At 30.3% G+C, this 24,298-nt stretch carries 22 protein-coding genes; 16 read left to right on the top strand and 6 right to left on the bottom strand.

What is annotated here, in order from left to right; genetic code table 11:
• Nucleotides 1-490 precede the first annotated feature (490 nt).
• Nucleotides 491-1,186, top strand: coding sequence for a metallophosphatase (locus ACEW8E_RS14190; protein WP_373481008.1), 696 nt, complete (start codon nucleotides 491-493; stop codon nucleotides 1,184-1,186).
• Here the strand turns inward: ACEW8E_RS14190 and ACEW8E_RS14185 are convergent.
• Entirely contained in the window at nucleotides 1,183-2,610 is a 1,428-nt protein-coding gene (locus ACEW8E_RS14185; RefSeq protein WP_373481007.1) for an NADP-dependent isocitrate dehydrogenase, read from the bottom strand. The genes ACEW8E_RS14190 and ACEW8E_RS14185 overlap by 4 nt on opposite strands.
• 239 nt (nucleotides 2,611-2,849) lie before the next feature.
• Here ACEW8E_RS14185 and ubiE point away from each other — a divergent pair, with 239 nt between their 5' ends.
• The 6 genes from ubiE (at nucleotide 2,850) to der (ending at nucleotide 9,622) form a co-directional block, all read left to right on the top strand.
• Nucleotides 2,850-3,551 (top strand): bifunctional demethylmenaquinone methyltransferase/2-methoxy-6-polyprenyl-1,4-benzoquinol methylase UbiE, encoded by a 702-nt coding sequence (gene ubiE / locus ACEW8E_RS14180; protein WP_373481006.1) that lies wholly within the window; start codon nucleotides 2,850-2,852, stop codon nucleotides 3,549-3,551.
• Between the two features lie 243 nt (nucleotides 3,552-3,794).
• Nucleotides 3,795-5,033 carry a DUF445 domain-containing protein gene (locus tag ACEW8E_RS14175; protein WP_373481005.1) on the top strand — a complete coding sequence of 413 codons (1,239 nt, stop codon included), beginning with the start codon at nucleotides 3,795-3,797 and terminating at the stop codon, nucleotides 5,031-5,033.
• Between the two features lie 222 nt (nucleotides 5,034-5,255).
• Nucleotides 5,256-6,467, top strand: a complete 1,212-nt coding sequence (locus tag ACEW8E_RS14170; RefSeq protein WP_373481004.1) for a CCA tRNA nucleotidyltransferase — start codon at nucleotides 5,256-5,258, stop codon at nucleotides 6,465-6,467.
• Between the two features lie 23 nt (nucleotides 6,468-6,490).
• Nucleotides 6,491-6,661 (top strand): hypothetical protein, encoded by a 171-nt coding sequence (locus tag ACEW8E_RS14165; protein WP_373481003.1) that lies wholly within the window; start codon nucleotides 6,491-6,493, stop codon nucleotides 6,659-6,661.
• A gap of 128 nt (nucleotides 6,662-6,789) precedes the next feature.
• Entirely contained in the window at nucleotides 6,790-8,118 is a 1,329-nt protein-coding gene (gene rimO / locus ACEW8E_RS14160) for a 30S ribosomal protein S12 methylthiotransferase RimO (protein ID WP_373481002.1), read from the top strand.
• A gap of 142 nt (nucleotides 8,119-8,260) precedes the next feature.
• Complete coding sequence (der, locus tag ACEW8E_RS14155; RefSeq protein ID WP_373481009.1) at nucleotides 8,261-9,622, top strand: ribosome biogenesis GTPase Der; 1,362 nt, start codon at nucleotides 8,261-8,263, stop codon at nucleotides 9,620-9,622.
• A 32-nt stretch (nucleotides 9,623-9,654) separates the two neighbouring features.
• On the opposite strand, the gene ACEW8E_RS14150 is transcribed toward der, so the two are convergent.
• Entirely contained in the window at nucleotides 9,655-10,656 is a 1,002-nt protein-coding gene (locus ACEW8E_RS14150; RefSeq protein ID WP_373481001.1) for an acyltransferase family protein, read from the bottom strand.
• Between the two features lie 115 nt (nucleotides 10,657-10,771).
• Here ACEW8E_RS14150 and ACEW8E_RS14145 point away from each other — a divergent pair, with 115 nt between their 5' ends.
• The 7 genes from ACEW8E_RS14145 to ACEW8E_RS14115 all read left to right on the top strand — a co-directional run bounded on the left by ACEW8E_RS14145 (nucleotide 10,772) and on the right by ACEW8E_RS14115 (nucleotide 18,621).
• Nucleotides 10,772-11,245: a TspO/MBR family protein gene (locus tag ACEW8E_RS14145; RefSeq protein WP_373481000.1), complete on the top strand. Its 474-nt coding sequence runs from the start codon at nucleotides 10,772-10,774 to the stop codon at nucleotides 11,243-11,245.
• Between the two features lie 189 nt (nucleotides 11,246-11,434).
• Entirely contained in the window at nucleotides 11,435-13,759 is a 2,325-nt protein-coding gene (pcrA, locus tag ACEW8E_RS14140) for a DNA helicase PcrA (RefSeq protein WP_373480999.1), read from the top strand.
• Nucleotides 13,760-13,946: 187 nt separating this feature from the next.
• Nucleotides 13,947-14,624, top strand: a complete 678-nt coding sequence (locus tag ACEW8E_RS14135; protein ID WP_373480998.1) for a response regulator transcription factor — start codon at nucleotides 13,947-13,949, stop codon at nucleotides 14,622-14,624.
• Nucleotides 14,590-15,960 carry a sensor histidine kinase gene (locus tag ACEW8E_RS14130; RefSeq protein ID WP_373480997.1) on the top strand — a complete coding sequence of 457 codons (1,371 nt, stop codon included), beginning with the start codon at nucleotides 14,590-14,592 and terminating at the stop codon, nucleotides 15,958-15,960. Before ACEW8E_RS14135 ends, ACEW8E_RS14130 begins: the two co-directional genes overlap by 35 nt.
• A 269-nt stretch (nucleotides 15,961-16,229) precedes the next feature.
• Entirely contained in the window at nucleotides 16,230-16,526 is a 297-nt protein-coding gene (locus ACEW8E_RS14125) for a hypothetical protein (RefSeq protein WP_373480996.1), read from the top strand.
• A gap of 219 nt (nucleotides 16,527-16,745) precedes the next feature.
• A complete protein-coding gene (locus tag ACEW8E_RS14120) occupies nucleotides 16,746-17,855 on the top strand; it encodes an S-(hydroxymethyl)glutathione dehydrogenase/class III alcohol dehydrogenase (RefSeq protein WP_373480995.1) in 1,110 nt (369 codons plus the stop codon).
• Nucleotides 17,856-18,153: 298 nt separating this feature from the next.
• A complete protein-coding gene (locus ACEW8E_RS14115; protein ID WP_373480994.1) occupies nucleotides 18,154-18,621 on the top strand; it encodes a GNAT family N-acetyltransferase in 468 nt (155 codons plus the stop codon).
• Nucleotides 18,622-18,713: 92 nt separating this feature from the next.
• Here ACEW8E_RS14115 and ACEW8E_RS14110 read toward each other — a convergent pair whose 3' ends face one another.
• Entirely contained in the window at nucleotides 18,714-19,502 is a 789-nt protein-coding gene (locus ACEW8E_RS14110; RefSeq protein ID WP_373480993.1) for a sensor histidine kinase, read from the bottom strand.
• Between the two features lie 386 nt (nucleotides 19,503-19,888).
• Here ACEW8E_RS14110 and ACEW8E_RS14105 point away from each other — a divergent pair, with 386 nt between their 5' ends.
• The gene (locus ACEW8E_RS14105; protein WP_373480992.1) at nucleotides 19,889-21,526 is read left to right on the top strand and encodes a hypothetical protein; all 1,638 of its coding nucleotides are present in this window, start codon (nucleotides 19,889-19,891) and stop codon (nucleotides 21,524-21,526) included.
• Nucleotides 21,527-21,588: 62 nt separating this feature from the next.
• Here ACEW8E_RS14105 and ACEW8E_RS14100 read toward each other — a convergent pair whose 3' ends face one another.
• Nucleotides 21,589-22,002 carry a single-stranded DNA-binding protein gene (locus ACEW8E_RS14100; protein ID WP_373480991.1) on the bottom strand — a complete coding sequence of 138 codons (414 nt, stop codon included), beginning with the start codon at nucleotides 22,000-22,002 and terminating at the stop codon, nucleotides 21,589-21,591.
• A 94-nt stretch (nucleotides 22,003-22,096) separates the two neighbouring features.
• On the bottom strand, nucleotides 22,097-22,711 hold the full coding sequence (locus ACEW8E_RS14095) for a WcaF family extracellular polysaccharide biosynthesis acetyltransferase (RefSeq protein WP_373480990.1): 615 nt from the start codon (nucleotides 22,709-22,711) through the stop codon (nucleotides 22,097-22,099).
• Between the two features lie 225 nt (nucleotides 22,712-22,936).
• On the opposite strand from ACEW8E_RS14095, the gene cobU reads away from it, so the two are divergent.
• A complete protein-coding gene (cobU, locus tag ACEW8E_RS14090) occupies nucleotides 22,937-23,500 on the top strand; it encodes a bifunctional adenosylcobinamide kinase/adenosylcobinamide-phosphate guanylyltransferase (RefSeq protein ID WP_373480989.1) in 564 nt (187 codons plus the stop codon).
• 203 nt (nucleotides 23,501-23,703) lie between these two features.
• Here cobU and ACEW8E_RS14085 read toward each other — a convergent pair whose 3' ends face one another.
• Complete coding sequence (locus ACEW8E_RS14085; protein ID WP_373480988.1) at nucleotides 23,704-24,186, bottom strand: hypothetical protein; 483 nt, start codon at nucleotides 24,184-24,186, stop codon at nucleotides 23,704-23,706.
• Nucleotides 24,187-24,298 lie beyond the last annotated feature (112 nt).

Raw genomic sequence — 24,298 nt, 5'->3', positions numbered from 1 at the left:
AAAAATTGAAAAATAAAGACAGAAAGATTAAAAATAAATAGAAAAGGTTAAAATTAAATTTTAAGTATGAGATTAGGGGAAAAAGAAAAAAAGATGAGAAAAAAAAGGTAGTTAAAATTTGAGAATGAAAAAACCCTGCTTGGCGAGGGGTTTAGAGTTTGCAGAAAAAGCCGAAGACGCAACTCATGTTTGTCAAAGATAATTAACAATTAACAATTAACAATTAACAATTAACAATTAAGAGAATACCAAACAAAAAATGATCCAATAGCAATTAAACATTTATAAATTTACATCATTAACCGTCCAGCAGACTGACAAAGTTAACATTAAACCGCCTTGCAATAAATTGACAAGGCTTATAGCTTAAATCTGCTAAAGCGATTATTGAACAATAAAATAAATGGCTCATTATTTTCATGGATAACAATTAAGAATTAATAAATTTTCTCCCTATCCCGTCATTCACTATCAACTATTCATTAAAAAAATGTGGGCAATTTTAAGCGGAATTGAAGGAAATTTACAGGCTTATCACGCTGTTATAAATGATATTTTGCGACAAAAAATATCTGTGGAAAAAATCTATATTCTGGGTGATATTATTGGTATCAGTGAGGAAAATGAGGCTTTGGTTAAAGAAATTCGTCACCCTAATCATTCTATCCCTCTTCGGGTTTGTCGTGGTTGGTGGGAAGAGCAATGTCTTATCCTCCATAGTTTACATTCTACTGCTGATCCTGTGGAATTGATTGATCGATTTGGGGTAGATGTGACTAAAAAACTCTGGGATTGTGTTTCCCGTGAGACGGTGGAATGGTTACGAGATTTAGATTTTGGCTTTGTGGAGTTTGACTGTCTTTTAATTCATGGTAGCAGTGTTAATGTGAGTGAAGTTTTAACTCCCGATACTTCTCCTTGGATTATTCTTGATCGAATTAATCGTGTTAATGTTAATTATCTATTCTGTGGTAGATCCAGTCAAATGTTTGATTATGAGTTACAATCAGGTTCTATCGAGTCCTCCATCGTAACTTTAGATAACAAATCTATATCTGAAGTAAAGGAAGTCAGCAAAAAACGGTTAATTGGAGTTGGGAATATAGGAAAAACAGTTAATATCGCTTCCTATACCCTTTACAATCCTTATAATAATCAACTTAAATTTAGACAGATTAATTATTAACTATCAAAATTGTCGATAATTGCTTGAGCAAATTCTGAACATTTCAACGGTGGTTCAACAGGAGGTGTCATCATCCTTGCTAAATCGTAGGTAACTTGTCTGGATGCGATCGCCTTACTAATACCAGAGCGAATCAAATCGGCGGCTTCTTGCCATCCCATAAATTCTAACATCATCACTCCTGATAGGATAACAGATCCGGGGTTAATGCGATCAAGTCCTGCGTGTTTCGGAGCAGTTCCATGAGTAGCTTCAAAAATAGCGCAGTTATCACCAATATTAGCACCTGGCCCCATACCTAAACCACCGACAATAGCGGCAGCCGCATCAGATAAATAGTCGCCGTTGAGATTCATGGTTGCTAAAATAGAGTATTCATCGGGGCGAGTTTGAATTTGTTGGAAGATACTATCAGCAATTCGATCATTTACCATTATCTTATCTTTCCATTGTCCATTACCGTGAGTATCCCAAATGGCATCTAAAATAGTTTTAACTTGATTACAAATCACGGCTTGTTTTTCAGGAGTTAAACCATCATAACCTGGCTCAATTTGACGAGCATTATCTTCGATGGAAATATCAGGATTTGCCTCTTTATTACCTAAAATCCAAGATTCCGTTTCCGTAACGCATTCTTGACGAAATTCTGTAGTAGCAACTTCATAACCCCAATCACGAAACGCTCCTTCAGTATATTTCATGATATTGCCTTTGTGAACTAAAGTCACCATTTGCTTATTTTTCGGTAAACGTAAAGCATTTTGAATCGCTCGTCTTACTAAACGTTGTGAGCATTTTTTACTAATGGGTTTAATTCCAATTCCTGAATCTAAAGAAATTTGTTTATTTTTGTGTTCAGGTGTAGCGGGAATTAAGTCTTCATTGAGAATTTTAATTAATTTTTGTCCAATTTCTGAGCCTTCTTTCCATTCAATACCTAAATAAATATCCTCTGTATTTTCCCGATAAACGATAATATCTAATTTTTCTGGGGTTTTATGGGGAGATGGTGTCCCTTCATAATAACGACAAGGACGAATACAAGTATAAAGATCAAAAATCTGTCTTAAAGCCACGTTAAGAGAGCGAATACCGCCGCCAATGGGGGTTGTTAGAGGACCTTTAATGGCGATACCATATTCTTTAATGGCAGTTAAAGTGTCTTCGGGTAAATATTGATAAGTGCCGTATTTCTCACAAGCCTCATCTCCGGCATAGATTTTAAACCAGCTAATTTTGCGTTTACCACCATAAGCCTTTTCTACCGCAGCATCGATAACTTTCTCAGAAGCTGGCCAAATATCAACTCCAGTACCATCACCACGAATAAAAGGAATAATGGGGTTATCAGGTACGATAGGTAAACCATTGTCAAATTTAATCTTACTACCAACTTCTGGAGGTGTCAATTTTTCAAACATATTATTTTTTCTAGTTATTTTTCTTGTCTAGCATAATATGCTAAATGATCATGAATAGTAAACAGTGAACAATAATTAATCCTCTTTTAGTTTTTAAGTTTTAGCATTTAAGTATAGTGAAAATTAATCGTATATTGTATAATTAATTTTGCTCAATGCAAAGTCAACTCATCATCAAATATTTTGCGAAGATTTTTTTCTAAAACCTCCGAAGACTTTAACTATTAAAACTATTAACGATGACTTCTTCTCCTAACTCTCAAGATATTCAAACTCTTTTTAATGATATTGCACCAATTTATGATCAAATGAATGATTGGTTAAGTTTTGGTATTCATCGTGTTTGGAAACTGATGGCGGTTAAATGGAGTAATCCGCAACCTTTTGACACTGCTTTAGATCTTTGTTGTGGTACGGGAGATTTAACTTTTTTGATGGCAAAACAAATTTTTCAAGGGAAAGTTATCGGCGTTGATTTTTCCTCAGAATTATTAGCTGAGGCAGAAAAAAAACAACAGAATAAGTCTTTAAATAGTGAAATTCAATGGTTAGAAACCGATGTTTTAAATTTGCCTTTTGAGGATAATTCTTTTGATTGTGCCACTATGGGTTATGGTTTAAGAAATGTCACAGATATTCCTGCTTGTTTACTTGAAATTCAACGAGTGTTAAAACCCCAAGCAAAAGTAGCTATTTTAGATTTTCATAAACCCTCAGAAGATTGGGTAGCAAATAGTCAAAAATGGTATTTAGATAATGTGGTGGTAAAAATTGCTGATTTTTTGGGTACATCTTCGGAATATGCTTATATTTACCCCAGTTTAGAGCGTTTTCCTAATGGTGAAAGTCAAATTCAATTAGGTTTAAATGCAGGTTTTTCTCAAGGAATCCATTATCCTTTATTTGGTGGTATAATGGGAATTTTAGTATTAACTAAATAAATAAAATAGTTGATCATTCATAATCTATAATTGACTATAAACTTACTATAAAAATTAGAATTTTTGTCAATAATTTAATGATACTTTTATTCAGTTATTTATTCTAAATTTAAGCTAATATTTAATTAACTAATCAACTAAAAATTTTATTAAAGAAACATCATAACTATAAGTTTTATCCCTCAATTTGACAATAGTTTATTACAAAAAAATCATACATTTATAATTAATTATTTAGTGATAATGTCGTTAGAATTTTATAATTGGTGGCAAATAGCACTTCCTCCTGTAGCAGGTTCGATTATAGGATATTTTACTAATGATTTAGCCATAAAAATGCTATTTCGTCCTTATAAACCTTTATACTTTTTAAACAAACAATTACCCTTTACCCCCGGTTTAATTCCTAGAAATCAGGAAAGATTAGCGAAAAGAGTTTCTGATACTATCATGAATTCTTTATTAACTCCTGAAGAATTGCAAAAATTAGCTAAAAGATTACTAGAAACTGAAAGAGTAAAAGGGGTAATTTTATGGTTATTACAATTAACATTAAAGCAAATAAAAGATGATCAAGAACAAAAATCTGCAAAAATTTTAGCAGATATTTTAAGAGATTTATTCGGCGATGCTTTACCGAAATTATTAAAAGTCTTAGCTAGAAAAGATGATTTTTTATCAAGCCAAATTGATCAAATTTTTGATAGGATTTTATTAGAGTTTAAATTAACAGAAATTCAGGCTAGACAATTATCAGATTGGTTGCTGCAAGTAATTTTTTCCCCTGATTTATTACGTCAAGCCTTAGTTAATTTTTTGACAGATAGAAATATTAGTGTTATTGATGAAGGTTTCAGAGAAAAAACTAGCGGCACTTACTGGGTTGTCGCAAACTTATTCGGTGTTAAAAATTCCTTAAATCGTTTACGCACTTTTTGTTTAGATGAAAAAGAAATGGCGAATTTACGCATTAAAGAATTACTTTTATCTCTGGAAATAAGAAACAGATTAAAAGAGTTTTTTATGAGTTTTTCTTTACAAAATTTACCTATGACAACGGTTAAACAATTACGTCAAACTACTAATAAAGCGGTGAGGGATTATATTCAAGAAAAAGGAGGAGATTTTTTACATGAATTTGGTTTATCTATTGACTGGAATAAAGTATCTGTATTAATTATTAATCGTTTACAAGGCTCTAATGTGGTAAATAATTCTTTAGGTTTAGTTAGTCAAGAATTAGCATTAATTTTAGAGCGTTATTTAGAAGAAGATTTAGAAAAAATTGTCGCCCAAGCTATTCCTATTTTATCCATTGATCAAGTTATTATTGAAAGAATAAAAGCTACTACTCCTGAACATTTAGAAGAAGCCACTCAAAGTATTGTTAAAAGTGAATTACAAGCTATTGTTAATTTAGGCGGAATTTTAGGTTTAATTATTGGTTTAATTCAAAGTTTTTTACTATTAATTAGTCATTAATAATAATGATATTGAATTACCATTAATTTAGAAAAATCATAAACAGTAGTAATAATTAATTGAAACATTTGTCAAATTCATTTTTAATGATATTTTACTCTAGTTTAATTTTTTGAATATGGTAAAATTTTATCAGCTAAAATTCTTAAAATCTTATGAATTACGGGTTTTTTACAGTTTACTCAGATTTAATAAAATTCAAAACTTGATTATTCTTTTTTTATGTTTTTAGATAAATTTATTGTTGATAATTTACCTTTTAATTTAGATTTATTACCTCCTCATTCTTATTTAGTTGGAGGTGCAGTTCGTGATGTATTATTACAGAGATTTAGGAATTATTTAGATTTAGATTTTGTCTTACCTCATTCTGTGATAGAAATAGCTAAAAATATTGCTAATTTATATTCAGCAGGATTTGTTATTTTAGATGCTAAACGAAATATTGTAAGGGTAGTTTTTCCTCACGCAACCATTGATTTTGCCCAACAAGAAGGAGACACCATCGAAAAAGATTTAACCCGTCGAGATTTTACTATTAATGCTATAGCTTATGATTGTTTTCAAAAAAAAATAATTGATCCTTTTAATGGACAAAAAGACCTAAAAAAAAGGATAATTAGAATGATATGTAGTGAGAATTTAGAAGATGATCCTTTACGGTTATTAAGAGGTTATCGTCAGGCTTGTCAACTTGATTTTACCATAAAATCTGAAACTCGTAAAACCATTATAGAATTAAGTCCACTTTTAAATAATGTTGCCAAGGAAAGAATTAATACTGAATTAAGTTATTTATTACAAGATAAAAAGGGTAGTTTTTGGCTAAAAGAAATGTTTAAAGATGGTTTATTATCTACTATTTTTAATAATTGTCAAAATTATAAAGTAAATTACTTAGAAAAAATAGATTTTTATTATGAATATTTAAAGAGAGAATTTAGTTATTTTAATGAGACTAACTATCAACATTTGATTACAGCAAAATTAGCTTATTTAACTTCAGAGAATCCGATAATTGCGGAAAAAGAATTAATTAATCTCAAATATTCTCGTCAAGAAATTAAGGCAGTAATAACTATTCTTAAATATACTCATTGTTTACTAGAAAAAAACTTTATTCATGATTTATCCTTACAATATTTTTTCTTCTTATCTGTAGGAAATATTTTCCCTAATTTAGCTGTGTTTGCCCTTGCCGATGATATTTCTGAAGACTTAATTATTATGTTATTAAAACGTTACTTTAATAATTCTGATGCCGTTGCACATCCCCAACCGTTACTTTCTGGTAATGATTTAATTAACTTCTTGAAAATTCCACCTAGTGCATTAATTAAACAATTATTAACTGAGGTACAAATTGCCTATATACAAGGTAAAATTAATGATAAAAATGAGGCTTTACAATGGATAATAGATAACAAACTATAATTATTTTATTGATTATTAAAATTATGACTACTGCTATTATTGAACAAATTAATGTCATCGCTAGTAAAAGAGAATTATTAGTAAAACTACTAGAAAAACCAGATTTAGGTAGTTTACGCTTAGATGTTACCCAAGCCATTGAAGAGTTAGACGAGTTAATCGCAGACTTAAACAAAACTTTCAGCAAATATTAGAGTGTGATGAAGGTAGGTTTCAGGTTTTAAATAATGAGTTTATAAACACTATTCAACATTCTTCCTATCTCCTATCCCCTAAAAAAATATAAAATAATAGTTATAAAAAAGTTACTCCACCGTTAAATATGGGCAATAAGCCAACCATCGCCGTTTCTCACTTAGGATGTGAAAAAAATCGTATTGATTCTGAGCATATGCTAGGCTTACTAGCGCAATCAGGTTATCCCATTGATAATACTGAAGAATTAGCCGATTATGTCATCGTAAATACTTGTAGTTTTATTGAGTCTGCTCGTCAAGAATCCGTAAGAACTTTAGTAGAATTAGCTGAAAACCAGAAAAAAATTATTATCTCTGGTTGTATGGCACAACATTTTCAAGAGGAATTATTAGCCGAATTACCCGAAGCTGTAGCTATCGTAGGTACAGGTGATTACCAAAATATTGTCGAAGTTATTCAACGAGTAGAGGCAGGAGAAAGAGTAAAAGCAGTTTCCGCTACCCCAACTTTTATCGCTGATGAAAATATACCCCGTTATCGCACTACTACCGAAGGTGTTGCTTATGTGCGAGTAGCAGAAGGTTGTGATTATCGTTGTGCTTTTTGTATTATTCCTTATTTACGAGGTAATCAAAGATCCCGTACCATTGAATCTATCGTAGCAGAAGCCCAGCAGTTAGCAGATCAAGGAGTGCAAGAATTAATCTTAATTTCCCAGATTACTACTAATTATGGTGTTGATTTATATGGTGAACCAAAATTAGCAGAATTATTACGCGCTTTAGGAAAAGTTGATATTCCTTGGATTAGAATACATTATGCCTACCCTACTGGGTTAACGGATAAAGTAATCGAAGCCATGAGAGAAACTTCTAATATCCTGCCCTATTTAGATTTACCTTTACAACATTCTCACCCTGATATTTTAAAGTCCATGAATCGCCCTTGGCAAGGAAAAGTTAATGATGAAATTATCCATCGCATCAAATTAGCTTTACCTAATGCTATTATGCGCACGACTTTTATTGTGGGTTTCCCGGGTGAAACACAAGAGCATTTTCAACACTTGTTACAATTTGTCGAAAGACATGAATTTGATCATGTAGGGGTGTTTACATTCTCCCCCGAAGAAGGTACAAAAGCCTATGATTTAGACAATCAAGTGCCTGATAACATTAAAGAAGAACGTTATAATACCTTGATGGAGTTACAACAACCCATCGCCGCTAGAAAAAATCAGCAGGAAGTTGGTAAAATTGTCCCTGTCTTGATTGAACAAGAACATCCTAGTACTGGTGAATTAATCGGGCGATCGCCTCGTTTTGCGCCAGAAGTAGATGGTTTAGTGTATGTAACGGGGGAAGCAAATTTAGGTACGATTGTTAAAGTTAAAATTACATCCTCAGACGTGTATGATCTCTATGGAGAAATTGATTACAGCGAAAGTATTTAAACTAATTATCCCCTAACTCCTATCTCCTATCTCCTATCTCCTATCTCCTAACTCCTAACTCCTAACTCCTATCTCCTAACTCCTAACTTGACTTTTCCTGATAAATAAGATATAATAGGAAGGTTATGTTTAATTTTTAAAAATCATGCTTCCTATCGTTGCCATAATTGGGCGCCCAAATGTCGGTAAATCTGCTCTCGTTAATCGTTTATCTGGTGAACAAGATGCTATTGTCTATGATGAACCGGGTATAACAAGAGATCGGACTTATCGTCAAGCATTCTGGGAAGATAGAGAATTTCAGATTGTGGATACAGGGGGTTTAGTCTTTGATGATGATACCGAATTTTTACCCTTTATTCGTGAACAAGCACAAGCCGCATTAGCCGAAGCCGTAGCTGCTATATTTGTGGTGGATGGACAAATGGGATTAACCGCAGGAGATGAGGAAATTGCGGCATGGTTACGCACTCAAAATGTGCCTACAGTATTAGCCGTCAATAAATGCGAATCAGAAAAAGATGGTTTAACCTTAGCAGCAGAATTTTGGAATTTAGGTTTAGGTGAACCTTATCCTCTTTCCGCTATTCATGGCAATGGTACAGCCGAACTGTTAGGTGATTTAATTCAATACTTACCCACTATGGATGAAATAGAGGAAGTAGAGGAAATAAAAGTAGCCATCATTGGACGGCCAAATGTAGGTAAATCAAGCCTTTTAAACGCTTTGACAGGGGAGCAACGCTCTATTGTTAGCCCCGTTTCAGGTACAACCCGTGACGCTATCGATATGGTGGTAGAAAGAAATGGTAAAACCTACCGTTTGATTGATACCGCAGGAATTAGACGGAAGAAAAATGTAGATTATGGTGCAGAGTTTTTCGGCATTAACAGGGCATTTAAAGCCATCAAACGTGCAGATGTGGTTTTATTCGTTATCGATATTATCGACGGCGTTACCGAGCAAGATTTGAAGTTAGCTGGTAGAATTATCGATGAAGGACGAGCGGCGGTTATCATTGCTAATAAATGGGATGCCGTAGAAAAAGATTCCCATACTATCTATGAATACCAGAAAATGCTAGATGATCGCTTATTCTTTATGGAATGGGCAGAAAGAGTTTTTGTGTCAGCTATGACGGGTAAAAGGGTAGAAAATATTTTTGAATTAGTCGATAACGCTGCCGAAGGCCATAAAAAACGAGTTAGTACAGCAGTAATCAATGAAGTGTTAGAAGAAGCCTTTAAATGGCATTCACCTCCAACTACCCGACAAGGAAAACAAGGACGTATTTATTACGGTACGCAAGTAACCAGTAAACCTCCAACCATTGCTTTGTTTGTCAATGATCCCAAACGGTTAGATAATAATTATCGTCGCTACATTGAAAAACAATTTCGTCAACAATTAGGCTTTAAAGGTACACCCTTAAAATTACTTTGGCGTGGTAAACGTGTGCGAGATGGTGAAAATATGGGCGGAAATCGTGCTACGAAAGTTTAATCAAAATTAATAATTAACAACTAATTATCTTGTTATGTATCAAATTTAAAAACATAACCAATTTTTAGTTTTTTAAGGGTTATTGTCAATATTATGGGGAAATAAATACCAACTATCATACCCAATAATAAATGAACGAAAAAATTATTAATCAATAAAACATTTTGTAAAATTACTCTTAAAAAAGCACAAAATATAGTATGTGCTACAAAAATTTCTAAAGAAAATTCCCCCCATTTTTTTATTTCATTTAAACAATTAATTCTTTCTAAAAAAATAGATATTAAAATAGTTGAAATACTACCAATAATTGCAAATAAAGGTTTAATTGATGATTGATTTGTTAAGTCTAAAATTATTCCAAGACTTAAAATAGTAAACCCAAAAATACTAAATAAAATAAGATTTTTGTTGGATAGATAATTAAGTTTAGATAATAATTCTGGTTTTATTCCTAACCATACACCTATAGCAAAATACAAACTAAATAACCAGCTAGTGTATAATATACCTAAATATAGCATATTAATATTTAACCAATTAAAACCATAAACAATTATTGATAGAATTAAAAAATATAAAGGTGTTTTTTCTTTAGTTATTTGATACAATAATCCGTAAGTTATCACTATGATGAATAAACAGTAGAAAAACCAATATTGCATTATAGGAGCATACCAAATTTTTGCTAGTTCACTCCATTTCATTTCATGATTAGTATAGTGACTAAAAAATATTTGAAGAATACCTTGTAAAATTGACCAAAAGAAATACGGATAAACAATAGATTGTAAACGACTTTGAAAAAATTTGCCAAATGATTTAGAAAGACTTTTGTGGATAAATAAACCTGAGAGTAAGAAAAAAAGAGGCATATGAAAAGCATATATCCAAGAATCTTCAAAAGTAATGATTGATGATTGTAAGATAATTTTACTATTAACTAAAGAACGAATTAAATGTCCTAAAACAACTAAAAATATACCCAATCCTTTTGCATAATCTACCCATAAAATACGAGATTTGTCTGTCATAAAATAATTTTCTGTTTTTAATAAAACTAATTAAGTTTATAGTAAGAATAATTTATGTTAGTATATTTTTTCATAACTAATAAATAGTAAGATAGATTTAATCTATATTCTTAATATGATTCCTTCTTGGTTAGTGATTGGTGGAATAGGATTTTTAGTTAGTTTATTAGTTAATCGTATTCCACCTGATGATTTAAGGTGGTTTTTTCGTTTACAGCGCCCTCGTTGGCTAACTTTTGAATTTGCTATTCCTTTTATTTGGATTTTTATTTTTGTTTGTTTAATTTTATCCGCAAGTATTATTTGGGATAGTGATATTAGTATGGGCAAAAAAGCTGTATTAATGATTTTTTATCTAGGTTTAGAAATTGTTATTTTAGGCTACACAAGAGTTATGTGTGCAAAACGTAGTTTATTAGTAGGAACTTTTATTGGCGGAGGCGGATTTTTACTCGGTTTAATCTTAGCAATTCTGGTATTTTTCACTAACAAATCAGCACTTTTTCTATTAATACCATACCTTTTATGGAGTCCTATTGGTACTTATGTTACTTGGGCAATGATACCTTTAAATCGTGATTCTATCTAATTTAAAATAGTTAATAAATTTAATTTTAGACAAAAAATATAGCATTTTAATTAAAACTTATTATGCTTGTCATAAAACTAAATAAATAATTAAGAACCTTAAATAATCATCACAATTACTTAATATTAGACTTATAAAAAGTATCTGTGGTAAAATAGGTAAAATAATCCTTTTAAATGTCTTCAGCGAATGAACTCTAATCTCGATTTTCTCAATCATCTTAACCTGTGTCAACGTCAATCCGTAGAACATTTTTGCGGACCTTTATTAGTAGTCGCAGGAGCAGGTTCGGGAAAAACTAGAGCTTTAACCTATCGTATTGCTAATTTAATTTTAACCCATAATGTCCCCCCTGAAAATATTTTAGCTGTTACTTTTACTAATAAAGCAGCCAAGGAGATGAAAGAAAGAATTGAATTAATTTTCGCCAAAAAAATAGCTACAGAAAAACACGGGCAAAGATGGGATTTATTATCTGAATTAGAGCAAAAAAAAATAAAATCTAACGTTTATCGCAACACAATTAAACCTCTTTGGGTTGGTACTTTTCACAGTTTATGTGCTAAAATTTTGCGCTTTGATATAAATAAATATCAGGATGAAAAAGGAAGAGTTTGGCAAAGAAATTTTACTATTTTAGATGAGTCTGATGTTCAAAGTTTAGTTAAACAAATTGTTACTAAAAAACTAAATCTTGATGATAAAAAATTTGAACCTCGTAAAATGCGCTATAGCATTAGCAATATTAAAAATTTAGGCTTATCTCCACAACAATATGCCGAAGAAAATCCAGATTATAAAGGTAGAGTTATCGCAGAAATTTATGAAGAATATCAAAGTCAATTAGCAGCAAATAATGCCTTAGATTTTGATGATTTATTACTGATTCCCGTGCGAATTTTTCAACAAAATGAATCAGTTTTAGGTTATTGGCATCAACAATTTAAACATATTTTAGTGGATGAATATCAAGACACAAATCAAATTCAATATGAATTAATTAGACTTTTATCTACTAATAATGAGACGAATAAAAAACAATGGAATTGGCAAAATAGATCGGTTTTTGTAGTGGGTGATGCAGATCAATCTATCTACTCTTTCCGCATGGCAGATTTTACAATTTTGTTGAATTTTCAAGCGGATTTTGGAGATAATTTACCCGATGAAAATACTCAAACTATGGTAAAATTAGAAGAAAATTATCGCTCCAGAGAAAACATTTTACAAGTAGCAAATCATCTCATTGAAAAGAATACTCAACGCATTGATAAAGTCTTAAAAGCAACTCGTGGACAAGGTGAAACTATCTATACTTATCGGGCAGATAATGAAAGGGAAGAAGCTAGTTTTGTTTGTCGAAAAATTATGCAATTAGTGCAAGAAAATCCTGAATTAAACTGGGGTGATTTCGCCGTTTTATATCGCATTAACTCTCAATCTCGTGCCTTTGAAGATGAATTAATTAATAAAAATATTCCCTATAATATTGTAGGGGGTTTAAAGTTTTATGAGCGTAAAGAAATTAAAGACGCTTTAGCCTATTTGCGCTTAATAATTAACCCTGCTGATACTGTTAGTTTATTGCGAATTATTAATACTCCTAGACGAGGAATTGGTAAAACAACTATTGATAATTTATTGAATGCTTCTCAACAATTAAATATACCTTTATGGGAAATCATTAACGATGAAACTTCCGTTAATACTATTGCTGGAAAAGCGGCAAAAAAAGTTAATCAATTTGCACAAATGATTGCTGATTGTCAAGATAAAATAATCGAAAAACCAGCTTCAGAAATTATCAATCAAATTCTCAATTCTTCTGGTTATTTAGATGATTTAAAAGAACAAGGTACAGATGAAGCAGAAAATAGGACAGAAAACCTCAATGAGTTAGTTAATGCTATGCTTCAATTTCAAGAAGATAACGAAGATTCTAGTTTAGAAGGTTTCTTGAGTAGTGCAGCTTTAGCCTCTGATTTAGATAATCTTCAAGAAGGAGAAAAAGCAGTTTCTTTGATGACTTTACATTCGGCTAAAGGTTTAGAGTTTCCCATTGTTTTCTTGGTTGGTTTTGAGCAAGGTTTGTTGCCACATAATCGTAGTTTACGAGATCCGATGGATTTAGAAGAAGAAAGACGATTATGTTATGTGGGTATAACAAGGGCAAAAGAGCAATTATTTATCACCTATGCCAGAGAAAGATATTCTTGGGGAAATGTTGATTATTCCCCCCCCTCTCAGTTTTTGGAGGAATTGCCTCAAGATTTAATTACCAGTAATTTGCGCTCTCGTCAATCTATTTCTAAAAAAGCCAAGGAAGAATCTGAATCTCTATCCCCCTCTCAATCCCATGATTGGCAACAAGGAGATCGCCTGTATCACCCTCTTTTTGGCACGGGAATTGTTACTAATTTACTCGGATTGGGGAAGAAAAATACTATAGTTGTACAATTTGAAGTCGGGAAAAAAATTATTAATCCTAACCATACAAAACTAGAAAAAATTTAGTTTACTAATTAATAGTTAAAAATGATGTAAAATCATCATAAATATATCACTCGTGACAAATTAGTATTTTTATCTAAGAAATAAAAAGAGAGTTTTATGCACTTTTACGAATTAATAAAATTCCTTGAATATTTACAAAAAATGCTATATAAAATTATATTGATGATAAGTATTAAGTTTTTAAAAAATGAAAATATTAATAGTAGAAGATAATCAAGAAATTGCCACAGCAACAGCAGAAATATTAAAAAATAATCACTATTTAGTAGAAACAGCTTTTGATGGTAAAATAGGTTGGGAATTAGCTCAAACTATGACTTATGATTTAATTATTTTAGATTTAATGTTGCCTAAAATAGATGGTATTACTATCTGTCAAAAGTTAAGAAAAATTCATTGTCAATCTTTAATTTTAATGTTAACAGCTAAAGACACCAATTTAGATCAAGTCATCGGTTTAGATGCTGGAGCTGATGATTACATTGTGAAACCTTTTGACTTAAAATTGTTATTAGCAAGAATTAGAGCATTATTAAGAAGAAATCAAGCTAATTTACCCCCCATTTTAACATGGGAAAACCTTAGTTTAGATCCTAGTAAATGTGAAGTAAGATATCAAAATAAATTGCTACATTTAACTCCTAAAGAATATCATTTATTAGAGCTTTTTTTGCGTAATGGCGATCGCATTTTAACAAAATCGATGATAGTTGAAAGGTTATGGTCATTAGAAGAAATACCATTAGAAGAAACGGTAAAAGTACATATAAAAGCCTTAAGAAATAAGTTAAAATCAGTAGGAGGAAATCCTAATTTAATAGAGAATATATATGGCTTGGGTTATAGACTTAATCCCAATTTCTAAAGGGAAATTTCAAGATTTAAAAGCGAAATTAATTCTATCTTATTTATCGGTAATGATTACAATTTTTTCCTTATCAGGATTAGTTGTTTATCAAATTATAGCACATCATTTATATAAACAATTTGAAGAACATATGGCTCGATGGGCTGAAAATGCTAGTAAAATATTAGACTTAGTTAAACATGAGCATAAAGAATATTATCAAGAAACAGTTTCATCTTTAACATTAACAGATTTAATTAATAAAGCAGAATCAAAGAATCAAGTAACTTCTAAAAATTTATTTGCAGAGAAAAATCAATCAATACAGTGGTTTAATGAAAAACATCAACTATTAATTCAAGAAGGAAATCTATCTAATAATTGGCTAACATTTCCTACTAATAAACAAACTCAAAATTACGATAAAGAAAAGCATCTTTTCTCCTTGATATTACCTGTTTATAGTAATAATAAACCTAACACATTAATCGGATATATAAAAGTAACAGAATCAACTTTAACCCTAGAAAAAAATTTAAAGTTATTGCAATGGAGTTTAATTTTTACAGGTATTTTTACTTTAGCATTAAGTACCATTGGAGGAATTTTTCTTACCCAAAAATCTTTAAAACCCATCAAAGCTAGTTTTGAAGAATTAAAACAATTTACCGCCGACGCATCTCACGAATTACGCACCCCTTTAACCGTCATTTCAACATCGACAGATGTAATATTATCTCATCCAGAAAAAATTGACGCTTTAGACTTAAATAAAATTAAAGCTATTACCAGCGCAACTAAACAAATGACAATTTTAGTTAGTGATTTATTATTACTAGCAAGGATGGATAATCATGAGAAAAAACAAGAAAAAGAATTAATTAATATTCCTATTGATGAAATGTGGGAAGATTTGCTAGATTTTACTCAAATAAAAGCTGAAGAGAAAAAAATTACCTTAGAATCTCATTTAATCAATCATGTTTTTGTCAAGGGAAATATCAGTCATTTACAACGGTTATTTAGCAATATTCTCAATAATGCCATTCAATATACTGATGAAGGAGGAAAAGTTATCGTTACTATAGAAAAAAACTACCCCAACGTTTTGATAAAAATAAAAGATACTGGTATTGGTATTAAAGAAACAGAATTAAAACACATTTTTCAACGTTTTTGGAGAGGAGAAGAAGGAAGAAATCATCGTCGTGAAGGTAGTGGATTAGGATTAGCGATTGCCGAGAAAATTACCCTTAATTATGGTGGTAAAATCACCGTTTCTAGTGAATTAGGAAAAGGAAGTCTTTTTTCTATTTATTTACCTCTTAGTTTTTGTGATGAGGCGAAAAATTAGAAAATAAAGGAAAATAATTCATTAGACTTTATCTATACAAAAGACAAAAAGTAACAAAGATTATTAGTTATTCTTCTTAATTTAAAATGTACAATTTTTAAATGCTTTACTACTTAGTCAATTATAGTTAATGTCTATTATTCATTATTCATTATTCATTATTCATTATTCATTATTCCGCTTATCAATTTCTTATCTTCCCTAAATCTTAACTTTTATTCTTTACAATTCACAATTAAATAACAATAAGATTAATTTGAAATAGATTTATGGATACCAAAACCTTAAGAAAATTACATCGTAAATTTGCACCTATAGTGTTTTTACCCGTTTTCCTTACTGCATTCACCGGAGTATTTTATCGAGTTGCTAGAAGTTGGTTTGGCGCTTCTGATGAATTAGGAGACTTTATCCTGTTTATTCATCAAGGAGAATTTTTAGGAAAAGACTTAAGAGTTTTTTATGTACTTCTTAATGGTTTAGGATTAATTGCTATGGTAGCTACTGGAATTATCATGACAGGAATTTTTCGTAGTAAAAAAGTCAAAAAAGTAGATGAAAATTAAAGATTATTTATCTTCTGTTAGCTTTATCTTTAAATATTTCACGTAAGTCAGTCAGTATTCGAGAAATTTAACTTACATTTTTGATTAAACTCCTTTGTGTTGTCTGTTAGATGCAAATCAATTTATCAAAGTATTATTTAATTCTTTTTTCTCGAAAACTAGAGATGAGACTTATACACGACATGGAGTTAAAATAAACTAAACAATAAATTATTGACGATGAAAGTTAAAGCCGCCGTTGCCTTAGAAGCAGGAAAACCTCTCACTATCGAAGTCGTTGACTTACAACCTCCTCAAGCAGGAGAAGTGTTAGTAGAAATAAAAGCTACAGGAGTTTGTCATACTGATGCTTATACTTTATCAGGAAAAGATCCAGAAGGTTTATTTCCTAGTATTTTAGGTCATGAAGGTGCAGGAATTGTGGTAGAAGTAGGTAAAGACGTTAAAAGTCTTAAAGTTGGCGATCATGTGATACCTTTATATATACCAGAATGCCGACAATGCGAATATTGTCTTAGTTTTAAAACAAACCTCTGTCAAGCCATTCGAGTTACTCAAGGTAAAGGTTTAATGCCAGATGGTAGTAGTCGTTTTTCCCTCCATGGTAAACCCTTACACCATTATATGGGCACTTCTACCTTTGCCAATTATACCGTTGTGCCAGAAATTGCCCTAGCCAAAATTCGCAAAGATGTACCTTTTGAAAAAGTTTGTTATATTGGTTGTGGTGTTACCACTGGTATTGGTGCGGTAATTAATACTGCAAAAGTAGAAGTAGGTGCCAATGTAGTAGTTTTCGGCTTAGGCGGTATTGGTTTAAATGTCATTCAAGGCTGTCGAATGGTAGGCGCAAATATGATTATCGGTGTCGATATTAACTCTAGCAAAAAAGCCATCGCTGAAAAATTTGGGATGACACATTTTGTTAACCCTCAAGAAATAGAAGGAGATTTAATTGCTTATCTCGTTGACTTAACCAAAGGAGGCGCAGATTATAGTTTTGAATGTATCGGTAACACCAAAGTTATGCGTCAAGCCTTAGAATGTTGTCATAAAGGTTGGGGAGTTTCTACTATTATAGGCGTTGCTGGAGCTGGAGAAGAAATAAGTACAAAACCTTTTCAGTTAGTTACAGGTAGAATTTGGAAAGGAAGCGCCTTTGGTGGAGCAAAAGGAAGAACTGATGTACCAAAAATTGTTGATTGGTATAAAGAAGGAAAAATTAATATTGATGATTTAATTACTCATATTATGCCTTTAGAAGATATTAACACCGCTTTTGATTTGATGCACAAAGGAGAATCTATCCGCAGTGTCATAACATTTTAAGTAAAAAAGATAATTATTAATTTTTTATAACAATTAGAAAACGATTATTATTTCATTATTGATTATTAATTGTTAACATTGATACTGTTAAAAGAAATAAAGAGTTTTATTAATGAATTTGAGATTATCTAGTTTAGATTAATAGTTTTTAAGATTCATCTCAAGATGTAAAATTTTATGCTTAATAATTATTTAAACTTGATATATCATTTATCTAGTAATCAAAGTTAAGCGATGGTAAAGCTAGAAAAATTCTTAAAATGTTGATATTTTCAGGGGATTAATAGGAGTAAAACTGATGAATTTTAGTCATATCCAATTTTGTAGCGATAAAACGAAAATAGATTTAGTACAATTATTAGAGTTATATAAAAATACTGCTTTTTGGGCACAAAATCGTACTTTAGAAGATGTTAAAATTGCTATTATTAATAGTAATCCTGTAGTTTCCATTTGGGATAATCAACGGTTAATCGGTAGCGCCAGAGCAACATCTGATGGAGTTTATCGTGCTACGATTTGGGATGTAGTAATTCACCCTGATTATCAAGGTTATGGTTTAGGTAGTAAATTAGTAGAAACTTTAATCACTCATCCTCATCTTAATCGAGTAGAAAGAATTTATTTAACTACGACTCACCAACAAAAGTTTTATCAAAAAATTGGTTTTACAGAAAACCCCACGACTACTATGGTTTTATATAACCGTTATCCCACTACTAATGATTTTCTTAAAGAATCACAACAGTTAATAATTGATAATTAATTCTTCTTCCACAAAAAATTTTAAACTAACCATTAGACATCTCCAAAAATTAAAAATAAAATCAGTTTAAGATAAGAAATTATCAACTTTAACTATGATTGCTTTTTTAAATTAACAGGAAGAAATATCTGCCATTGTGTAGCGTTATTATTCTCTTTATCAGAATTAATTACTAACTTACCTCTCATCATTTCTAATAAAGTTTCTCCTAACATAATTTTCATGCCATTAGAAAATTGAGGCATCTTATTTAACTGTTTCAACTCTTCTATCGGAGGTTTAATTAAGTCTATATTTTCACTAATAGTTAAATGTTGAGACGGAAAGTTAATCTTGATTATCACTTGATTAGTCTCTTCTTTACTAACCACTCTTAATATTATTTCTCCTATTTCACTATAATCAATAACTACCTCAAGCAAGAAAAAAAGAATATTGGTTAATTTTTCTCTATCAACATTTACGATTATATTATCATTATCTTCTATTTTCTCTAACTTTAACTTGAGGTTACGATTCGCCGCCTGTAAACTCATTATTTCTTGGATGTCTTCTAATAATTCTGATAAATTAACTTTTTGTATTTCTAAATTTAGCCTACCTACTTCTATTTTAGATACTTCTGTTAATTGATCAATAATTCTCATTAATTTTTTAGCGTATTTATAAGCCTCTTCTATAAATTCCCTTTCTTCTTCCTTACTTTCACACAAATCATTAATAATTAATTGATGTAATCCCATTAAACTACTTAAAGGTGAACGAATTTCATGGGAGATTCTACCAAGAAAACCAGCTTTAAATTGACTATTTTGTAAGGATTCTTGATAAGCAAGTTTAGTTTTAGTTAATTCTTCCGTAAGATTTTTTATCTCTGTCATGGGGATTGAATTTAATATTTTTTTGTGTAATGTTGTAATGGTATTTATCAACTCAAATTCTGATTAACTCTTAACTTATTTATTCTTGATTAATTCTTGAGTCAAAATAAGCTATCTTTCTTTCATAACTAATAAACAAAACAATGATTAAATGGATTAAGAATAAAACTCCTCTGATAAGTAAGTAGGCAAAATTAATTGTATGTTTACTTGATAAAAGGTAAAAGGCAAAAAAGATTATTAGTTATTTTTACTAATTTTAAAATATATAATCCCTAAATGCTTTAATACTTAAAGAATCAAAAGTAGAAGCCTTTACTAAAAGCCAGAAAACAATCTTTTAAAAAAAGTCTAATTCCTAATTCCCTTTTTCCTAATTAATTCCTATGTCTTCACCATCAAATAAACCTTATCAAAGTCGATTATTTAATTTTATCAACAGACATTATATCAAGTTTAATAGTCAAATTAATGTTAAATTCCGTGAATTAAGGTATGTAGCCACAACAGGTTTACAAACTCTAATTTTTCCTTTCTTTTGGCTATGGGAAAACACAAAAAAAATTAATAATACCTTTTCTGCTTCTTCTTCCTCTGTCTCTTCTTTTTTAAAAGATTCTTCCTCACAAAAAAAATTACTTTCAGGGGATGATGTAATTATCAATGTTAATGAGGCTATTAATCTTCATCCTCAATTAACATCTTTTCCTCTCAAAAATTTTCAAGGTTTTGCTAGTCGTATCAACGATAAACATATTATTTGTATTTTAGATAATAATAAATTTATAGATGTTATCCCTCTGAATAAACAAGAAGAAGTTAGTAATATTATCCATAACATAACCGATAAACTCACTAATATTCAACTTTTACCACCAACTTCACCATCAAACTTTTTTTCTCGATTTTTACACTGGTTTAATCTTTCGGGAAAGTCAAAAATTGACATTAATATTTCCCAAAATATTAATCATCTCCAAGAATCAGATTTAGTGATAAAGAATGAATCACCTTCTACTTTATTTTTATCCCAAAGGAGTCAAATAATTTTATTTATTGACAGTTGTTTTGCCATGTTAGAAAATATAACATTTTTAAGAAATCCTATAGACAATGATGAAAATAATTTAGATAGTCAAAGTAAAATTACTAATGGGAAAAATCAAGATAATAATATGACTAATTATTCCCAAACATTAAATCCAGAAGATAAAGAAAAGTTATGGATTTTTATGTTAATTCAAGAAGCTATTAACTACTTTTTTAAGAAAGGGAATAATCAAGCTAGTCTCACCAAAAATAATTCTAATATTAACGATAAACTATCTTCTAAGGATAACAATAAACTAAGTTTACCAGAGGAAAATATCACTAATAATAACGCTATTCAGAATATAATTATTCAAGCTCAAGATAATTTAGAAAATATTATCCCTTTTGTAAAAAATACCAGTGAGCAGATAATTAGTCAAGGTTTTACTCAACTAAATATTACTAAAAATAATTTACAAAATAAACTCAATAATCCTGATGATCCTTTTCAAGTTAAAATATTAATCTGGGCAGCTATTGACTACTTTTTCAATCATAAAAATAAGCCTAAAAATCTATCATCTAACAGTAGTTTTTCAGAAACAGAAATTCTAGTTATCAATGAAGAGGTTGCAGATCCTTGGTTATTATGGGAAGATTTATATGGTTATAATGCCTTACCCTATTCTTCCATTAATGATCATAATTCTCTTACCATTAATCAGGGTGAAGAAAATATAGAATTAGCAGTTTTAGATGTTGAAATTGATTACAAAAAAAATAACACCATCGTAGAAACAAAAAGTAATTTAAACAATATAATTATTCAAGAAGAAGAAGAAAAAAAAGAAATAGACGTAAACGTTATCGAGATAAAATACGAAAAACATTTATTAGAAATTATTTTAGAAAAACTAGATCAAATTATCCTATGGTTAGAGGAAATTCTTGTTACAATAATCAATAGAATAAAATTATTAACTCAAAAATAGTGTTAACTGTTAATTGTTAGTATATAGTCCAAATAACTAAAATATATTGAAATAATTTATTATTAGAAAGGAATATTATCTAGTTTATTAGGATTAATAGCATCATCATCTAAATCATCAGATTTATAGTCATTTAAACTGACAACTTTATTGTGAGGGGGATTACTGTTATTATTACCACCAAGAGGATAAATATGAGAAATCGTCATTTCCGCAATTTTTTCTTTATATCCTTGTCTTTCAACTAAATCCATTTTTAAACGCCCAGTTAATACAACTTGATTACCTTCAGAGTATTTTTGCTCAATCTCCGTAGCCAAGTTACCCCAAGCAACGGCTTTAAGAGTAAAAGGAGGATTATTAGGAGAAGGATTTTCAAATTCCACCATCATCTCAGTAACTGCCAATTGACTATCTTGAGTGTATCTTAATTGAGGATTACGAACGATTTTTGCCATTAAAACGCAACTATTCATAATTTTAACTTCTTACTTAACTATAATATAAGGTCATGATTTTTAACTATCTACTATTTTGCCACAATCAAACAAAAATAGTAGTTTAAAAATACTAATTTTTTTTCATATCATGAAAATTACGAGATTTTCGGGGTTGACAAGGATTTCCCCATGCCATAGTTTCGGCAGGAATATTTTTAAAAACGCTACTTCTACCACCAATTACCGTATTAGCACCAATCTTAACACCTTGAGCCACAAAACAATCCGCCGCAATCCAAACTCCGTTACCAATAATGATAGGTGCAATAATCAGAGGAAAATTAACATGATTTGCGTCATGACTACCTGTACAAAAATAGCATTTTTGCGATATAATAGAATTAGACCCAATTTTAATTCTGTCTAAACTATATAAATAAACTTGATCACCAATCCAACTATAATCCCCAATTTCCACTTTCCAAGGAAAATATATCTTAACACTGGGGCGGATAACAACATTTTTACCAATTTTTGCACCAAAAAGTCTTAATAAAGCACATCGAAAACTATTGAGATTATGAGGAGTAATGGGGAAAATAATTGCTTCAATTAACCACCATAAAAAAATAAACCATTGAGGCTTACCTCGATTAAAGGAAGAATTATATTGACTTAAATCAAACCAAGATTTACTATCTAAAATAGGCTCTAATTCTGGTGTGATTGGGTTTTCATTATTCATAAGAATATTAATGTATAAAAAATTTAATAATTAATAGAAATAGTTTAACAGTAAAGTTAGTATTTTTATTAGATAATTAAATAGAAATAATAGCTAACATTTTAAAAAAGATAAAAACTCAGATGAGATTGATATAGTATAAAATTATAATTTTTATTTGGGATTTTATGGACTAAATATCAAATAAAACTTAACAATTACTAACTCTAAAATATACAAAATTTTATGGAAAATTCTAACATAATTTTAGTCACAGGTGCAGCAAATTCAGGTAAAAGTGAATGGGGAGAATATTTAGTAAATAATAGTCAAAAACCAGTAATTTATATAGCAACAGCTCAAAAAATTGAGAATGATGAAGAATGGATGTTAAAAATAAAGAAACATCAAGAAAGAAGAGCAAAAAATTGGCAAACATTGGAAATTCCCTTAGATTTACCTTTAGCAATTGACAAAATTTCTGAGGATAATTCTATCTTAATAGATTCTCTTGGTACATGGGTAGCTAACTTTTTAGAAGAGGATGAATTTAATTGGCAAATGCAAGTAGAAAAATTAATTTTTAGTTTAGAAAATACCTCTAATTATATAATTTTAGTAGCAGAAGAAACAGGTTGGGGTGTTATTCCCGCTTATCCCCAAGGGCGCTTATTTCGTAACCGTTTAGGCAAACTTATTCGTTTAGTGGGAAGCATTGCAAAAACTGTCTATTTAATAGTCGGAGGTTACGCCGTTGATGTGAGTAAAATTGGTGTAAAGTTAGATAGATATATTATTATCGATAAATAATGGATTTTAGCGGATAATATGGCGATCGCCTTATTTAATTTAAGCTGAATTTTTATATACTCAAATGTTATGTTGATTAATATACAAAATTAAATAAAATTGAAATTTAAACTTTAAATAATTAGAACAAATCGTCTTGAATTTTCTGTAGAATATAGTTTTGATATGGAGACAAAATTAGTCATAGCTACACATCTATTATATTAGGGAATTATTAAGTTTCCTAAGTCATAAATACCTGTTTTATCCGCAGGAATTTCAAAAATCTTCGATTGAGGTGGATCTGTAAATAATTTTAATTCGTAACGTCCGGGTTTTAACCCCAGTAACGCAAATTTACCTACTTTATTAGTAAATAAGGTAACAGGTGACCAATTAGGATCAGATAAAGATGTTACTTGTCCTACTTGTAATGCGATCACTTCACCAGCACTATTTTTAAGTACTCCTCTTAAAAAAACTGTGGCTTCAGTGCCGACAACAATTACAGTACCACTTTTATAACTAGGCAAGAGACTAAAAATTGTTTTGCCCAAATCATAACCTAAAGGCATATTTGGTGCATCTACTCGGATAGTTGTCACCGTATAAGAACTTAAATCAGGTACAACCGCAGAACCAAAAAAACTGGTTTGAGCTACATAACCATATAAATTACATTGGTTAGAAGTTAAGGTGAAAAGCAATGTGTCAAGGGGTTTTCATAGAAAAAATTGTCCAAATTTTTCCCTTTATCTGGAAAAGGAGCAATAATCAATTTCATTCTTGGTTTTCTTTGTCTTTTGACAATTCCTAAAT

This window comes from Geminocystis sp. (assembly GCF_041753295.1).
Taxonomy (GTDB): domain Bacteria; phylum Cyanobacteriota; class Cyanobacteriia; order Cyanobacteriales; family Cyanobacteriaceae; genus Geminocystis.
This window is presented reverse-complemented; position numbering and strand designations above follow the sequence as displayed.

Excerpts from the sequence above, each read along its gene's own strand:
- ubiE (WP_373481006.1), top strand. The coding sequence starts at position 2,850 with ATGACTTCTTCTCCTAACTCTCAAGATATTCAAACTCTTTTTAATGAT.
- ACEW8E_RS14110 (WP_373480993.1), bottom strand. The coding sequence starts at position 19,502 with ATGACAGAGATAAAAAATCTTACGGAAGAATTAACTAAAACTAAACTT.
- ACEW8E_RS14150 (WP_373481001.1), bottom strand. The coding sequence starts at position 10,656 with ATGACAGACAAATCTCGTATTTTATGGGTAGATTATGCAAAAGGATTG.
- cobU (WP_373480989.1), top strand. The coding sequence starts at position 22,937 with ATGGAAAATTCTAACATAATTTTAGTCACAGGTGCAGCAAATTCAGGT.
- pcrA (WP_373480999.1), top strand. The coding sequence starts at position 11,435 with ATGAACTCTAATCTCGATTTTCTCAATCATCTTAACCTGTGTCAACGT.
- ACEW8E_RS14165 (WP_373481003.1), top strand. The coding sequence starts at position 6,491 with ATGACTACTGCTATTATTGAACAAATTAATGTCATCGCTAGTAAAAGA.
- ACEW8E_RS14125 (WP_373480996.1), top strand. The coding sequence starts at position 16,230 with ATGGATACCAAAACCTTAAGAAAATTACATCGTAAATTTGCACCTATA.
- ACEW8E_RS14130 (WP_373480997.1), top strand. The coding sequence starts at position 14,590 with ATGGCTTGGGTTATAGACTTAATCCCAATTTCTAAAGGGAAATTTCAA.
- ACEW8E_RS14185 (WP_373481007.1), bottom strand. The coding sequence starts at position 2,610 with ATGTTTGAAAAATTGACACCTCCAGAAGTTGGTAGTAAGATTAAATTT.
- ACEW8E_RS14100 (WP_373480991.1), bottom strand. The coding sequence starts at position 22,002 with ATGAATAGTTGCGTTTTAATGGCAAAAATCGTTCGTAATCCTCAATTA.
- ACEW8E_RS14105 (WP_373480992.1), top strand. The coding sequence starts at position 19,889 with ATGTCTTCACCATCAAATAAACCTTATCAAAGTCGATTATTTAATTTT.
- ACEW8E_RS14175 (WP_373481005.1), top strand. The coding sequence starts at position 3,795 with ATGTCGTTAGAATTTTATAATTGGTGGCAAATAGCACTTCCTCCTGTA.
- ACEW8E_RS14190 (WP_373481008.1), top strand. The coding sequence starts at position 491 with ATGTGGGCAATTTTAAGCGGAATTGAAGGAAATTTACAGGCTTATCAC.
- ACEW8E_RS14095 (WP_373480990.1), bottom strand. The coding sequence starts at position 22,711 with ATGAATAATGAAAACCCAATCACACCAGAATTAGAGCCTATTTTAGAT.
- ACEW8E_RS14115 (WP_373480994.1), top strand. The coding sequence starts at position 18,154 with ATGAATTTTAGTCATATCCAATTTTGTAGCGATAAAACGAAAATAGAT.
- rimO (WP_373481002.1), top strand. The coding sequence starts at position 6,790 with ATGGGCAATAAGCCAACCATCGCCGTTTCTCACTTAGGATGTGAAAAA.
- ACEW8E_RS14135 (WP_373480998.1), top strand. The coding sequence starts at position 13,947 with ATGAAAATATTAATAGTAGAAGATAATCAAGAAATTGCCACAGCAACA.
- ACEW8E_RS14120 (WP_373480995.1), top strand. The coding sequence starts at position 16,746 with ATGAAAGTTAAAGCCGCCGTTGCCTTAGAAGCAGGAAAACCTCTCACT.
- ACEW8E_RS14170 (WP_373481004.1), top strand. The coding sequence starts at position 5,256 with ATGTTTTTAGATAAATTTATTGTTGATAATTTACCTTTTAATTTAGAT.
- ACEW8E_RS14145 (WP_373481000.1), top strand. The coding sequence starts at position 10,772 with ATGATTCCTTCTTGGTTAGTGATTGGTGGAATAGGATTTTTAGTTAGT.